Annotated in this window: 12 protein-coding genes; 4 read left to right on the top strand and 8 right to left on the bottom strand. The window is 71.0% G+C overall.

Translation table 11 applies throughout. From position 1 onward, the window contains the following. Positions 1–77 precede the first annotated feature (77 nt). The 4 genes from AB0G17_RS15960 to AB0G17_RS15975 all read right to left on the bottom strand — a co-directional run bounded on the left by AB0G17_RS15960 (position 78) and on the right by AB0G17_RS15975 (position 4,314). A complete protein-coding gene (locus AB0G17_RS15960; protein ID WP_361381813.1) occupies positions 78–1,034 on the bottom strand; it encodes a cytochrome c oxidase assembly protein in 957 nt (318 codons plus the stop codon). Between the two features lie 104 nt (positions 1,035–1,138). Next, on the bottom strand, positions 1,139–2,164 hold the full coding sequence (locus AB0G17_RS15965) for a 6-phosphofructokinase (RefSeq protein WP_266990819.1): 1,026 nt from the start codon (positions 2,162–2,164) through the stop codon (positions 1,139–1,141). Between the two features lie 159 nt (positions 2,165–2,323). Next, the gene (locus tag AB0G17_RS15970; RefSeq protein ID WP_361381817.1) at positions 2,324–3,052 is read right to left on the bottom strand and encodes a glutamine amidotransferase; all 729 of its coding nucleotides are present in this window, start codon (positions 3,050–3,052) and stop codon (positions 2,324–2,326) included. A 23-nt stretch (positions 3,053–3,075) separates the two neighbouring features. Further along, positions 3,076–4,314 (bottom strand): MurT ligase domain-containing protein, encoded by a 1,239-nt coding sequence (locus tag AB0G17_RS15975; protein WP_344070375.1) that lies wholly within the window; start codon positions 4,312–4,314, stop codon positions 3,076–3,078. A gap of 117 nt (positions 4,315–4,431) precedes the next feature. Here AB0G17_RS15975 and def point away from each other — a divergent pair, with 117 nt between their 5' ends. After that, positions 4,432–4,974, top strand: a complete 543-nt coding sequence (gene def, locus AB0G17_RS15980; RefSeq protein WP_361381821.1) for a peptide deformylase — start codon at positions 4,432–4,434, stop codon at positions 4,972–4,974. 291 nt (positions 4,975–5,265) lie between these two features. Here the strand turns inward: def and AB0G17_RS15985 are convergent, their stop codons facing one another. Further along, positions 5,266–5,913: a TetR family transcriptional regulator gene (locus AB0G17_RS15985; RefSeq protein ID WP_361381824.1), complete on the bottom strand. Its 648-nt coding sequence runs from the start codon at positions 5,911–5,913 to the stop codon at positions 5,266–5,268. A 207-nt stretch (positions 5,914–6,120) separates the two neighbouring features. Here AB0G17_RS15985 and AB0G17_RS15990 point away from each other — a divergent pair, with 207 nt between their 5' ends. After that, positions 6,121–7,350: an acyl-CoA dehydrogenase family protein gene (locus AB0G17_RS15990; protein ID WP_361381827.1), complete on the top strand. Its 1,230-nt coding sequence runs from the start codon at positions 6,121–6,123 to the stop codon at positions 7,348–7,350. Positions 7,351–7,430: 80 nt separating this feature from the next. On the opposite strand, the gene AB0G17_RS15995 is transcribed toward AB0G17_RS15990, so the two are convergent. The 3 genes from AB0G17_RS15995 to AB0G17_RS16005 form a co-directional block, all read right to left on the bottom strand. Next, entirely contained in the window at positions 7,431–7,919 is a 489-nt protein-coding gene (locus AB0G17_RS15995) for a glutathione peroxidase (RefSeq protein WP_361381830.1), read from the bottom strand. Positions 7,920–8,004: 85 nt separating this feature from the next. Next, positions 8,005–8,883 (bottom strand): acyl-CoA thioesterase II, encoded by an 879-nt coding sequence (locus AB0G17_RS16000; RefSeq protein ID WP_361381834.1) that lies wholly within the window; start codon positions 8,881–8,883, stop codon positions 8,005–8,007. A gap of 21 nt (positions 8,884–8,904) precedes the next feature. Continuing rightward, the gene (locus tag AB0G17_RS16005) at positions 8,905–11,478 is read right to left on the bottom strand and encodes a DUF3516 domain-containing protein (RefSeq protein WP_361381837.1); all 2,574 of its coding nucleotides are present in this window, start codon (positions 11,476–11,478) and stop codon (positions 8,905–8,907) included. Between the two features lie 62 nt (positions 11,479–11,540). Between AB0G17_RS16005 and AB0G17_RS16010 the strand changes: the two genes are divergently transcribed. Together AB0G17_RS16010 and AB0G17_RS16015 are read left to right on the top strand one after the other, a co-directional pair. Then, positions 11,541–12,332 carry a metal-dependent hydrolase gene (locus AB0G17_RS16010; RefSeq protein WP_361381840.1) on the top strand — a complete coding sequence of 264 codons (792 nt, stop codon included), beginning with the start codon at positions 11,541–11,543 and terminating at the stop codon, positions 12,330–12,332. A gap of 163 nt (positions 12,333–12,495) precedes the next feature. Next, a complete protein-coding gene (locus tag AB0G17_RS16015) occupies positions 12,496–13,176 on the top strand; it encodes a response regulator (RefSeq protein WP_361382366.1) in 681 nt (226 codons plus the stop codon). The last annotated feature ends 7 nt before the right edge of the window (positions 13,177–13,183 follow it).

The following is a 13,183-nucleotide window of genomic DNA, read 5'->3' on the forward strand; positions in this document are numbered from 1 at the left end:
CCCTTCCTCCCGGCCGCTGCCGTGGAGTCCATGGTCGCCCCGCGAGGCCCCGCCGCGCCAGAGCGGCGCACCGGCAGTTACTGGCCGCGTGCGTTCAGCGAGGCCAGATAGGCGTTGTACGCGGCGAGCTCCTTGTCGCCGTCCCGGTCGGCGGCGCGGTCCTGCCGCTTGGCCTCGCGCTTCTCCGTCGCGTACCACTGGAAGACCAGCGCGAGCAGGACCAGCACCGAGGGGATCTCGCTGAACGCCCAGGCGATGCCGCCGGCCGCCTCCTGGTCGGCGAGCGCGTCGATGCCGAGCGAGGAGGGCGGGTTCTTGTACGTGCCGACCATCGGCTGGGTCGCCATCATCAGGGCGATGCCGAAGAAGGCGTGGAAGGGCATGCCCGCGAAGAGCTCCAGCATCCGCATGATGTAGCCGGGGCGGTGCGGGCCCGGGTCGACGCCCATGATCGGCCAGAAGAAGACCAGGCCGACCGCGAGGAAGTGGACCATCATCGCGATGTGGCCGGTCTTCGAGCCCATCAGGAAGTCGAAGAGCGGAGTGAAGTAGAGCGCGTACAGGCTCGCGATGAACATCGGGATGGTGAACGCGGGATGCGTGACCACCTTCAGATAGCGGCTGTGCAGCAGCGCGAGCAGCAGCTCGCGCGGGCCCTTGCGGCCGCGCCCGGCGACCGGCAGCGCGCGCAGCGTCAGCGTCACCGGCGCGCCAAGCAGCAGCAGGATCGGCGAGAGCATGCTGATGACCATGTGCTGGACCATGTGCACGCTGAACATGACCATGCCGTAGTCGTTGAGCCTGGTGCACATCACCAGGGCGATACTCAGCACACCGAGGGTCCAGAACACCATCCGGCTCACCGGCCAGGAGTCGCCGCGCCTGCGCAGCCGCAGCACCGCCCAGCCGTACAGACCGAGCCCCGCGACACAGCCGATCAGGAAGAACGGGTCCGCGGACCACTCCAGGCCGCGCCCCAGCGTGAACGGCGGCAGATCCATGTTCATGCCCATGCCGTGCCCGCTGTGATCCATCCGCTGACTCCTGATTTCGTACCGGTTGTCCGCACCCAGAGTAGAGCCGCCCCCGGTCACCGTCGTGACCGGGGGCGGCTCATTGGGGACAAAGAAGGCGAGTGCTACAGCACGCACTCCGCCTCGGCGTACCGCTCGGCCGGGACGGTCTTGAGCGTCGCCGTCGCCTCGGCGAGCGGGACCATGGTGATGTCGGTGCCGCGCAGCGCGGTCAGCATCCCGAACTCGCGGCGGTGCACCGCCTCCACCGCGTGCCAGCCGAACCGGGTGGCCAGGACGCGGTCGTACGCGGTCGGGGTGCCGCCGCGCTGGACGTGGCCGAGGATGACCGCGCGGGCCTCCTTGCCGAGGCGCCGCTCCAGCTCGACGGAGAGCTGGCTGGCGACGCCCGCGAACCGCTCGTGGCCGTAGATGTCGGTGCCGCCCTCGTCGAAGCGCATCGAGCCCTCGCGCGGCTTGGCGCCCTCGGCGACGACCACGATCGCGAACTTCTTGCCCGCCGAGAAGCGGCGGCCGACCAGTTCGGTCAGCTCGTCGATGTCGAAGGGGCGCTCCGGCACGACGATCGCGTGGGCGCCGGCGGCCATGCCGGAGTGCAGCGCGATCCAGCCGGTGTGGCGGCCCATGACCTCGACGATCAGCACGCGCTGGTGCGACTCGGCGGTGGTCTTGAGGCGGTCGAGGGCCTCGGTGGCCACGCCGACGGCCGTGTCGAAGCCGAAGGTGACGTCGGTCGAGGCGATGTCGTTGTCGATGGTCTTCGGCACGCCGACGATGGGCAGGCCCGCCTCGGAGAGCAGATGGGCGGCCTTGAGCGTGCCCTCGCCGCCGATCGGGATGATCGCGTCGAGGCCGAGCTCGGCGACGTGGCCCTTGGCGCGCTCGACGCCGTCGCGCAGATGCGCGGGCTGGACGCGGGAGGAGCCGAGAATCGTGCCGCCGAGGGCGAGGATGCCGCCGACCGCGTCCAGGTCGAGCTTGCGGTAGTCGGCCTCCAGGAGACCCTTCCAGCCGTCGTGGAAGCCGATGACCTCGTCGCCGTGGTCCACCACCGCGCGGTGCACGACGGAACGGATGACGGCGTTCAGGCCGGGGCAGTCGCCGCCGGAGGTGAGTACACCAATTCGCATTGCCCGGAAAACCTTTGCAACGTGGGCCGACGACCGGACCACGTCGTCCGGTTGGATCCCCGCCACCCTACCGGCGCAGGGTGGCGGGGCCGAATCAGACGTCCGACTGATGGACGTCATACGAAAGTACGAACGCCATCCCGCGGGGCCGGGACCGGATCAGGCGGGCTGGGTCGCGGAGGCGATGCGCTCGGCGCGCAGCGCCTCGTACCAGCGGTCGTCGGTCGGCGGCAGCGCGTTCACATCGAGGGCCAGCTTCAGGAGCAGGTCCGCGATCTGCGGGTTCCGCGCGAGCACGGGACCGTGCATGTACGTGCCGAACACCGTTTCGTTGTACGCGCCCTCGGTGCCGTCGCCGGTGCCGTTGCCCTTGCCCAGGCGGACCCGGGCGAACGGGCGGGCCGTGGGGCCCAGGTGCGTGATGCCCTGGTGGTTCTCGAAACCGGTCAACTGCGGCAGGCCGAGCCGCTCGTCGATGTCGCCCAGCACGTCGCCGACGCACCGCTCGCCCTCGCCCCGGGTGGAGACCACGTCGAGGAGGCCGAGGCCGGGCTCGCGCTCACCGAGGTCGTTGATGAACTCATGGCCCAGGATCTGGTACCCGGCGCAGACCGAGAAGATGATCGCGCCGTTGGCGGCGGCGCGCTGGAGGCCGCCGTCGCGGCGCAGCCGCTCGGACGCGAGCCGCTGCGGTCGGTCCTCACCGCCGCCGATCAGGTAGATGTCGCCGGACGACGGCACCGGCTGGTCGCTGCGGACGTCGAGGCGGGCCACGTCGAGGCCGCGCTGGCGGGCCCGGCGCTCCACGACCAGCGCGTTGCCCTGGTCGCCGTAGGTGCTCAGCAGGTCGGGGTAGACCCACACGAGGCGCAGGCTGTTGTCGCTCATTGCTCGCTTCTCCTTCGGGGGTCTCAGTTGCCGACCGTGCGGCGCACGTCCTGGAAGGCGGTGTAGTTGGCGATCAGCTCGATCTGGCCGGGGGGCGCGAGCTGTACGCACTCCGCCAGGCTCTCGCAGACCCGGAAGTCCAGGTTCGCGACCTCCAGGCGGACCGCCAGGTCGAGCTTGCGGTCGCCGATCACGAAGATCGGGTGACCGGCGAGCCGGGTGTAGTCGACGTCCCACAGCCACGAGGTGTCCGTGCCGTCGGCGCCGCGGGCGTTGACGGAGAGGATCACCGGCGTGGGCGGCGGGTCGATCAGGGAAAACGTTTCGAGCCAGCCCGCCGGGTTCTTCGCGAGCAGCAGCCGCAGCTCACGGCCCTGGAACGAGACGACGTCATAGCGGCCCGCGACCGCCTGCACCTGGTACATCCGCTCCAGGGCGACCTGCGGCGGCACCCCGAAGACCGCGGCGACCGCGGCGGAGGTGGCGGCGTTGGCCTTGTTGGCGCGGCCGGGCAGCTGGAGGTGGATCGGCCAGGCCGAGCCGTGCGGGTCCAGGACGTAGTCGCCGCTGAGCACCCAGCTCGGGGCGGGGCGGCGGAAGCCGCACTCACCGCAGAACCAGTCGTCGCCGGGGCGCTGCATCACACCGCCGCAGGCGGGGCACGACCAGGCGTCGTCCTTCCACTCCTGGCCGGCCGCCACCCACACCACGTTGGGGGAGGAGGAGGCGGCCCAGACGACCAGCGGGTCGTCGGCGTTGGCGATCACCACCGCCTTGGTGCCCTGGAGCCCCTCGCGCCACTTCTCGGCGAGCATCCGGGTCTCGGCGGCCCGGTCGAGCTGGTCGCGGGAGAGGTTGAGCAGGGCGATGGCCTTGGGCGTCACATCCCGGGCCACCCCCGCCAGATACTTCTCGTCCACCTCGATCACGCCGAAGCGGGCGTCCGAGCCGCCCGCCAGCGCCGAGGTGATGCCCGCGGGCATGTTGGCGCCCAGGGCGTTGGACACCACCGGGCCGCTGGCCCGCAGCGCCTCGGCGATGAGCCGGGTCGTCGTCGTCTTGCCGTTCGTCGCCGAGACCAGGACCACGTCCAGGTGGGTCGCCAGCCGCCCCAGCAGATCGGGGTCCAGTTTGAGCGCCACCCGGCCGCCGATCACCGATCCACTGCCCCGCCCCGCCGCGCGCGACACCGCCGCAGCGGCCTTGCCCGCCGTCACGGCGAGCTTGGCCCGCGGTGACAGCGGCTCCGCGTTGCCTGCCATCGTCCTTGATCCTCCTTGCGCCTGGGTCGGACCTCAGCCTATCGAGATCCGGACAGCGGCCCGAACCGCGCCACCACCGGCGCGGCCGCGAGCCCCCCGGAACGTACTCTTACGGCCATGCGTCACCGCCCGATTCCCGGCAGTTCCGGCACCGTACGAGAGATGTCTCTCCTCGGCGCCCCGGCCCTGCACGCCCCCTGCGAGCCCGTCACCGACTTCGGTCCGTCCCTGGCCCGGCTGGTCGAGGACCTGTTCGCGACGATGTACGCGGCGCGGGGGGTGGGGCTCGCGGCCAATCAGATCGGCGTGGGGCTGCGGGTGTTCGTCTACGACTGCCCCGACGACGAGGACGTCCGCCACCTCGGACACGTCGTCAACCCGCGCCTGGTGTCGGCGGACGGGCTTGTCCTGCGGGGCCCGGAGGGGTGTCTGTCCCTGCCGGGCCTAGAGGCGGGGACGGAGCGGTACGACTCGGCGGTGGTGGAGGGCTCGACGGTCTCGGGTGCCCCCGTGCGGATCTCCGGCACCGGCTTCTTCGCGCGGTGCCTCCAGCACGAGATGGACCACCTGGAGGGGTTGGTGTATCCGGATCGCCTGACGGGGTGGCGGAAGGCGCGGCTGGGGAGGGCGGTGCGGCGGGCGCCATGGGGCGGGGATTAGCCCCCACCCCATCCCTTCCCGAAAGCCCTCTGGCGGGCGGCCGGGTGCTTTGTCTGCGGGCCGTCCGCAACTGGTCGCGCAGTTCCCCGCGCCCCTTGGATGCGCCCCTGCGGGGCGCACCTTTAGGGGCGCGGGGAACTGCGCGACCAGCCACGACGGACCCGCAGCCGAACGCGAAGCGGGGTGCAGGGGCCGCAGGCCCCGCAACGGGGTCCGGGGGCGCAGCCCCCGGGAAACCGGCCTCCACCCCACCCACCCCCGGAGGGTTTAGGTGAAGGGGCGGGGTGGGGCCTAGAAGCCCGGGCCGCCCGCGCGGTCCGCCGCCGCGGCCAGCCGGCCCCAGAGGAGGTCCGCCAGGCCCCGCACCAACTCCGAGCGGGAGCACGGGCGTTCACCCAGCCACCAGTCGCCCGCCGCGTGCATCATGCCGACGATCCCGTGCCCCCACACCCGCGCCAGCGCCTCGCTCCCCGGCCCCAGGTCGATCCGCTCGGCGATCACCACGCCCAGCTCCTCGCCCATCCGCCGCAGCAGCGGCGCGGAGTGGCGGCCCACGTCGAACCCGGGCTGCTCACCGCCGCCGGTCTCCTCGGGGTGCATCAGAAAGCGGTACACCTGGGGTCGCGCCTCGATCGCCACGAGGTACGTCTCAAGCGTCGCCTCGACCCGCTCGCGGCGCTCCGCCGGCGCGTCCAGCGCCGCCCGCAGCGCCGCGAGCAGCGCGTCCGTGTGGCGCTGCGCGAGCGCCCGGTACAGCCCGCCCTTGTCGCCGAAGTGGCGGTACAGGATCGGCTTGGTGATCCCCGCCTCCGCGGCGATCGCGTTCATCGACGCCTTGGGGCCGTCCCGGAGCACCACCCGGTCCGCCGCCTCCAGCAGTTCCCGCCGACGGCTCTCGGCCGACGTCCGCTGCTGATCGGCCTGGTGTGTGGTCTCCATGGCTTCGTCTCCCCGCCCGTACTCGTACTGCGTCTTACGTGGTTCCGCCGACGTGTTCCGCCATCCGGAATGCCTGCGCAACGTAACACTCCGGCCAGGTCTTGCGCTGAGCGGCCGTTCGCCGGTTGACAGGAACTACCGGCCAGTAACATACTGCCGTTACCGCAAGTAACGCTTGTCTGTGGCACGGGAAGTGGTGGAGGGGACATGGCCGAGTTCACGATGGAACTCAACGACGACCAGAAGCAGGTCAGGGACTGGTTGCACGGGTTCGCGAAGGACGTCATCAGGCCCGCCGCCGCGGAGTGGGACGAGCGCGAGGAGACCCCCTGGCCGGTGATCCAGGAAGCCGCCAAGGTCGGAATCTACTCCCTGGACTTCTACGCCCAACAGTTCTTCGACCCGACCGGTCTCGGCATCCCGGTCGCCATGGAGGAGCTGTTCTGGGGCGACGCGGGCATCGCCCTGTCGATCGTCGGCACCGGCCTCGCCGCCGTCGGCGTCCTCGCCAACGGCACCGAGGAGCAGATCGGCACCTGGATACCGCAGATGTACGGCGACGTGGACGATGTGAAGGTCGCCGCCTTCTGCTCCTCCGAGCCGGACGCGGGCTCGGACGTCGCCTCCATGCGGACCAGGGCCGTCTACGACGAGGCCAAGGACGAGTGGGTCCTCAACGGCACCAAGACCTGGGCCACCAACGGCGGCATCGCCAATGTGCACGTGGTCGTCGCCGTCGTCGACGCCGACCTCGGCTCCAAGGGGCACGCCTCGTTCATCGTGCCGCCGAACACCCCCGGCCTGTCCCAGGGCCAGAAGTTCAAGAAGCACGGCATCCGCGCCTCGCACACCGCCGAGGTCGTCCTGGAGAACGTGCGCGTCCCCGGCCACTGCCTGCTCGGCGGCAAGGAGAAGCTCGACGAGCGCCTCGCCCGGGCCCGCGAGAAGGCCAGGGCGGGCGGCGGCGAGCGCGTGAAGAACGCCGCCATGGCCACCTTCGAGGCCTCCCGCCCGGCCGTCGGCGCCATGGCGGTCGGCACCGCCCGCGCCGCGTACGACTACGCCCTCGAATACGCCAAGGGCCGCGAGCAGTTCGGCCGCCCGATCATCGACAACCAGGGCGTCGCGTTCCAGCTCGCCGACATGCGGACGCAGATCGACGCGGCCCGGCTGCTGGTGTGGCGCGCCTCCTGGATGGCGACGGCGGGCAGGCCCTTCACCTCCGCCGAGGGCTCGATGTCCAAGCTGTACGCGAGCGAGACCGCCAAGAAGGTCACCGCACAGGCGATCCAGATCCTCGGCGGCAACGGCTACACCCGTGAGTACCCGGTGGAGCGCATGCACCGGGACGCCGCCATCTACACGATCTTCGAGGGGACCAGCGAGATCCAGCGCCTCGTCATCGCCCGCACGCTCTCGGGCATGCCGATCCGCTAACCTCCACCGGCCAGGAAACCGGCTCCGTTCCCGTGTGGCGGGAACGGAGCCGCACTGTTTTCTCCGGTTTCGCCGGTGGCTCAGACCGGCAGCTGCGCCTCGATCGCCGCGACGACCTCCGGGGCCTCCGGCTCGGTGCGCGGACGGATCCGGGCGACCACCTCGCCGGCGGGGGAGATCAGGAACTTCTCGAAGTTCCACTGGATGTCGCCGGCCTCGCCCTCCGCGTCCGCGACCTCCGTGAGGCGCTCGTACAGCGGGTGGCGGCTGTCGCCGTTGACGTCGGTCTTCTCCAGGAGCGGGAACGTCACTCCGTACGTCGCCGAGCAGAACGTCTGGATCTCGTCCGCGCTGCCGGGCTCCTGGGCGCCGAACTGGTTGCAGGGCACGCCGAGCACGGTGAAGCCGCGCTCGCCGTACAGCGCCTGGAGGCGCTCCAGACCGGCGTACTGCGGGGTCAGACCGCACTTGGACGCCACGTTCACGACCAGCACCGCCTTGCCCTTGTAGTCGGCCAGCGAGGTGGGCTCGCCGGACAGCGTGCGCAGCGGGATGTCGTACAGGCTCATCAACAAACTCCTCGTAACAGGGGGCAGGGGGACGGAACAGAGGATCAGGGGGATGGACTGCTCAAGGGACTGCTCGATGGACTGCTCAGTCTCGGGGCGGCAGCGGGCGGAACAGGCCCTCCTGGACCACCGACACCAGCAGCCGGCCGTCGCGGTCGTAGATGCGGCCGCGGGCCAGGCCCCGGCCGCCGGTCGCGATGGGCGACTCCTGGTCGTACAGGAACCACTCGTCGGCCCGGAACGGGCGGTGGAACCACATCGCGTGGTCGAGCGAGGCCATGTCGAAGCCCCGCTGGCCCCACAGCGGCTCCACCGGGATGCGGACCGCGTCGAGCAGGGTCATGTCGGACGCGTACGTCAGCGCGCAGGTGTGCACCAGCGGGTCGTCCCCCAGCGGGCCGACCGCGCGCATCCACACCGCGCTGCGCGGGTCCGCGTCCTTGATCTCCTCCGGCGTCCAGCGCAGCCGGTCCACGTACCGGATGTCGAAGGGCTGGCGGCGCGCCATCCGCTCCAGGGCCTCCGGCAGCGTGCCCAGGTGCTCGCGGATCTCGTCCGTGACCGTCGGCAGCGACTCCGGCTCCGGGAAGTCCAGGCGCGGCGGCAGCTGGTGCTCGATGCTGCCCGGCTCCGGCTGGTGGAAGGAGGCCGTCAGGTTGAAGATCGTGCGGCCCTGCTGGACCGCGGTGACCCGGCGGGTGGTGAACGACCGGCCGTCGCGCACCCGCTCGACCTGGTAGACGATCGGGACGCCGGGGCGGCCCGGGCGCAGGAAGTAGGCGTGCAGCGAGTGCACCGGGCGCTCGCCGTCCGTGGTGCGCCCGGCCGCCACCAGCGCCTGGCCGGCCACCTGGCCGCCGAAGACCCGCTGCAGGGACTCCTGCGGGCTGAGGCCGCGGAAGATGTCGACCTCGATCTGCTCCAGGTCGAGCAGATCGACGAGTCTCTCCGCCGGATTGGTCATGTCGTCGCAGTCCTCTCGGAGTCAGAGTTCGCCGACGTCGGTGACGCGCACCACCGCGCGGCCCTCTTCGTCGGAGGCCGCAAGATCGACCTCCGCGCTGATGCCCCAGCCATGGTCGCCGTTCGGGTCGGCGAAGGTCTGCCGGACGCGCCACAGCCCGTGCGCCGGGTCCTCCTCGATCGACAGCAGCTTGGGGCCGCGCGCGTCCGGACCGGTGCCCAGGTCCTCGTACTCGTCCCAGTACTTGTCCATCGCCTCGCCCCAGGCGTCCGCGTCCCAGCCCGACTCGGCGTCCATCGTGCCCAGCTCGTCCACGTTGTCGAGCGCGGCCAGCTCCACCCGGCGGAACATCGCGTTGCGCACCAGGACGCGGAAGGCTCGGGCGTTCGCGGTGACCGGCTTGACCTCGTCGGCCTTCTCCTGCGCCTGCTCCGCCGTCTCGATCTCCGGATTGGCGAGCTGCTCCCACTCGTCGAGGAGGCTGGAGTCGACCTGGCGCACCATCTCGCCGAGCCAGGCGATCAGGTCCTCCAGGTCCTCGGTCTTCAGATCGTCCGGGATGGTGTGGTCGAGCGCCTTGTACGCGCCGGCCAGATAGCGCAGCACGATGCCCTCGGTGCGCGCCAGCTCGTACCAGGAGGTGAACTCCGTGAAGGTGAGCGCCCGTTCGTACATGTCACGGATGACGGACTTCGGCGACACCGGGTGGTCGCCGACCCACGGGTGCGACTTCTTGTAGACGTTGTACGCGTGCCACAGCAGCTCTTCCAGCGGCTTCGGGTACGAGATGTCCTGGAGCCGCTCCATGCGCTCCTCGTACTCGACGCCGTCCGCCTTCATCTGCCCGACGGCCTCGCCGCGCGCCTTGTTCTGCATGGCGGCGAGGATCTGGCGCGGGTCGTCCAGCGTGGACTCGACGACCGAGACCATGTCCAGCGCGTACGAGGGCGACTCGGGGTCCAGCAGGTCGAAGGCCGCGAGCGCGAACGTGGACAGCGGCTGGTTGAGGGCGAAGTCCTGCTGGAGGTCGACGGTGAGCCGGATGGTGCGGCCCTCGGCGTCGGGCTTGTCCAGCTGCTCCACCACACCGCCGTCGAGCAGCGAGCGGTAGATGGCGATGGCGCGGCGGATGTGCCGCAGCTGCGCCTTGCGCGGCTCGTGGTTGTCCTCCAGGAGGCGGCGCATCGCCTCGAAGGCGTTGCCCGGCCGGGCGATCACCGAGAGCAGCATGATGTTGGTGACGCGGAAGCGCGAGGTCAGCGGCTCGGGCTCGGCGGCGATCAGCTTCTCGAAGGTGGAGTCCGACCAGGCGACGAAGCCCTCGGGGGCCTTCTTGCGGACCACCTTGCGGCGCTTCTTGGGGTCGTCGCCCGCCTTGGCGAGCGCCTTCTCGTTCTCGATGACGTGCTCGGGCGCCTGGGCGACCACGAACCCGGCGGTGTCGAACCCGGCCCGCCCGGCCCGGCCCGCGATCTGGTGGAACTCGCGGGCGCGCAGGGTGCGGACCCGGTTGCCGTCGTACTTGGTGAGCGCGGTGAACAGCACGGTGCGGATCGGTACGTTGACGCCGACGCCCAGTGTGTCCGTACCGCAGATCACCTTCAGCAGGCCCGCCTGCGCCAGCTTCTCCACCAGGCGGCGGTACTTGGGCAGCATGCCCGCGTGGTGCACACCGATGCCGTGGCGCACGTAACGGGAGAGGTTCTGGCCGAACTTGGTGGTGAAGCGGAAGTTGCCGATCAGCTCCGCGATCGCGTCCTTCTCCTCGCGCGAGCACATGTTGATGCTCATCAGCGACTGCGCCCGCTCGACCGCCTGCGCCTGGGTGAAGTGCACGATGTAGACCGGCGACTGCCTGGTCTCCAGGAGCTCGGTCAGCGTCTCCGTGATGGGCGTGGTGACGTACTCGTACGAGAGCGGCACCGGGCGGGTCGCCGAGCGGACCACCGCGGTCTCCCGGCCGGTGCGCCGGGTCAGGTCCTTCTCGAACATCGAGACGTCGCCGAGGGTGGCCGACATCAGGACGAACTGCGCCTGGGGCAGTTCCAGGATCGGGATCTGCCAGGCCCAGCCGCGGTCCGCCTCGGCGTAGAAGTGGAACTCGTCCATCACGACCTGGCCGATGTCGGCGTGCTTGCCGTCGCGCAGCGCGATGGAGGCGAGGACCTCGGCGGTGCAGCAGATGACCGGGGCGTCGGCGTTCACGGACGCGTCGCCGGTCAGCATGCCGACGTTCTCGGTGCCGAAGAGCTTGCAGAGGTCGAAGAACTTCTCCGAGACCAGCGCCTTGATCGGCGCGGTGTAGAACGTGACCTCGTCCCGGGCCAGCGCCGCGAAGTGCGCACCCGCCGCCACCAGGCTCTTTCCGGAGCCGGTCGGGGTGGAGAGGATCACGTTCGCGCCCGACACCACCTCGATCAGCGCCTCCTCCTGGGCCGGGTACAGGGAAATGCCCCGCTCCTCGGCCCAGGTGGAGAAGGCCTCGAAAAGGGCATCGGGGTCGGCACTCGGCGGCAGCTGATCGATAAGGGTCACGCCCCCATCTTGCCTGGCTTCACCCCCGGACCGGGAACCGGAGGAGGGCGACAAGATCATGAGCGATAGGCTGCGTCGTCAACTGGGCCACAGGACAACAGGAAATGGGGCGGGGCACGGTCATGATGGGACCTGCGCACTCTCTGTCAGGAGCGGCTGCCTGGCTGGGGGTGGGGGCCGCGGCCGCGGCCGCGGGGCACGCCATGCCCTGGCCGGTGCTCGTCGTCGGCGCCCTGATCAGCGCCGGGGCGGCGCTCGCGCCCGACCTCGACCACAAGTCCGCGACCATCTCGCGCGCCTTCGGACCGGTCTCCCGGATCCTGTGCGGCATCGTCGACGACCTCTCGCACGCCGTCTACAAGGCGACCCGGGGCCCCGGCGACCCGCGCCGCAACGGCGGCCACCGCACGCTCACCCACACCTGGCTGTGGGCCGTCCTGATCGGGGCGGGCGCCTCGGCCGCGGCCGTGTTCGGCGGCCGCTGGGCGGTGCTCGGCATCCTCTTCGTCCATGTCGTGCTCGCCGTGGAGGGCCTGCTGTGGCGGGCCGCCCGGATGTCCAGCGACGTCCTGGTGTGGCTGCTGGGCGCGGCCGGCGCCTGGATCATGGCCGGGGTCCTGGACAAGCCGGGCAACGGCTCGGACTGGCTCTTCGCCGGCTCCGGGCAGGAGTACCTGTGGCTGGGCCTGCCGATCGTGCTCGGCGCCCTGGTCCACGACATCGGGGACGCGCTGACAGTCTCCGGCTGCCCGATCCTGTGGCCGATCCCGCTGGGCCGCAAGCGCTGGTACCCGGTGGGCCCGCCCAAGGCGATGCGGTTCCGGGCCGGGAGCTGGGTCGAGCTGAAGGTGCTGATGCCCGCGTTCATGGTGCTCGGCGGGGCCGGGGCGGCGGGGGCGCTCAACTTCATCTGAGCCTCCCGCGGAGGGTGGGTTTGGCCGAACCGCCTGCGCCCGCGGCCCGCCGTGGCCGACGATGGGACCCGTCATCGCGGCGGCTCCCGCGTTCCGGGAGGGATGCGCCGCGCTCGTACGGCAGCGAGGGCGGCGGGGCGACCGCATGGGGCAGATTCTGACGATGCCGCTGGAGCGCGGCAGTGATGTGCTGGCCGTGTTCGAGATCGGCGAGGACGAGACCTGCGGCGGCGGTGCGGGGCTCGGTCTGTCCATCAGCCGCGAGATCGCCGGGCTGCTCGGTGGTGAGATCCGCTGCGAGAGCGAGGTCGGCCGGGGCTCGACGTTCACCCTCGACCTGCCCAGGGGGCCGGTGGTGGCCGGGCCACTGGACGACTTCGAGCCGCCGCCGGAAGAGACTCCTGCCCTGCTCCCGTCGTTCACCGGCAGGTTCGAGGGCGAGCGCATCCTGGTCGTCGACGACGACGTACGCAACGTCTTCGCCCTGACCTTGGTCCTCGAACAGAACGGGCTGACCGTCTGGTACGCGGAGAGCGGCCAGGAGGCGATCGAACTGCTGGAACGCGACGCCGGGATCGCGCTCGTCCTGATGGACGTGATGATGCCCGGGATGGACGGCAACGAGACGATGGCGTGGATCCGGCGGATGCCGGGCTACGAGGCGTTGCCGGTCATCGCCCTCACCGCCAAGGCGATGGCGGGCGACCGCGAGCGCAGCATCGAGGCGGGCGCCTCGGCGTATCTGACCAAGCCGGTCGACACCGACGCGCTGCTGATCATGATCGAGAAGTGGCTGCCCCGGGGGGAGGCCGGTCCGGGGGCCCCGCCCCCGTCCCCGGACTGACCGTCAC

Origin of the sequence: Streptomyces sp. NPDC023838, assembly GCF_040639555.1 — a bacterium.
Lineage (GTDB): Bacteria > Actinomycetota > Actinomycetes > Streptomycetales > Streptomycetaceae > Streptomyces.

What these genes read in the sequence shown, in the direction of transcription:
- AB0G17_RS15960 (WP_361381813.1), bottom strand. Translation starts at nt 1,034, where the DNA reads ATGGATCACAGCGGGCACGGCATGGGCATGAACATGGATCTGCCGCCG.
- AB0G17_RS15970 (WP_361381817.1), bottom strand. Translation starts at nt 3,052, where the DNA reads ATGAGCGACAACAGCCTGCGCCTCGTGTGGGTCTACCCCGACCTGCTG.
- AB0G17_RS16010 (WP_361381840.1), top strand. Translation starts at nt 11,541, where the DNA reads ATGATGGGACCTGCGCACTCTCTGTCAGGAGCGGCTGCCTGGCTGGGG.
- AB0G17_RS16005 (WP_361381837.1), bottom strand. Translation starts at nt 11,478, where the DNA reads ATGATCTTGTCGCCCTCCTCCGGTTCCCGGTCCGGGGGTGAAGCCAGG.
- AB0G17_RS16000 (WP_361381834.1), bottom strand. Translation starts at nt 8,883, where the DNA reads ATGACCAATCCGGCGGAGAGACTCGTCGATCTGCTCGACCTGGAGCAG.
- AB0G17_RS15985 (WP_361381824.1), bottom strand. Translation starts at nt 5,913, where the DNA reads ATGGAGACCACACACCAGGCCGATCAGCAGCGGACGTCGGCCGAGAGC.
- AB0G17_RS15965 (WP_266990819.1), bottom strand. Translation starts at nt 2,164, where the DNA reads ATGCGAATTGGTGTACTCACCTCCGGCGGCGACTGCCCCGGCCTGAAC.
- AB0G17_RS16015 (WP_361382366.1), top strand. Translation starts at nt 12,496, where the DNA reads ATGCCGCTGGAGCGCGGCAGTGATGTGCTGGCCGTGTTCGAGATCGGC.
- def (WP_361381821.1), top strand. Translation starts at nt 4,432, where the DNA reads ATGCGTCACCGCCCGATTCCCGGCAGTTCCGGCACCGTACGAGAGATG.
- AB0G17_RS15975 (WP_344070375.1), bottom strand. Translation starts at nt 4,314, where the DNA reads ATGGCAGGCAACGCGGAGCCGCTGTCACCGCGGGCCAAGCTCGCCGTG.
- AB0G17_RS15990 (WP_361381827.1), top strand. Translation starts at nt 6,121, where the DNA reads ATGGCCGAGTTCACGATGGAACTCAACGACGACCAGAAGCAGGTCAGG.
- AB0G17_RS15995 (WP_361381830.1), bottom strand. Translation starts at nt 7,919, where the DNA reads ATGAGCCTGTACGACATCCCGCTGCGCACGCTGTCCGGCGAGCCCACC.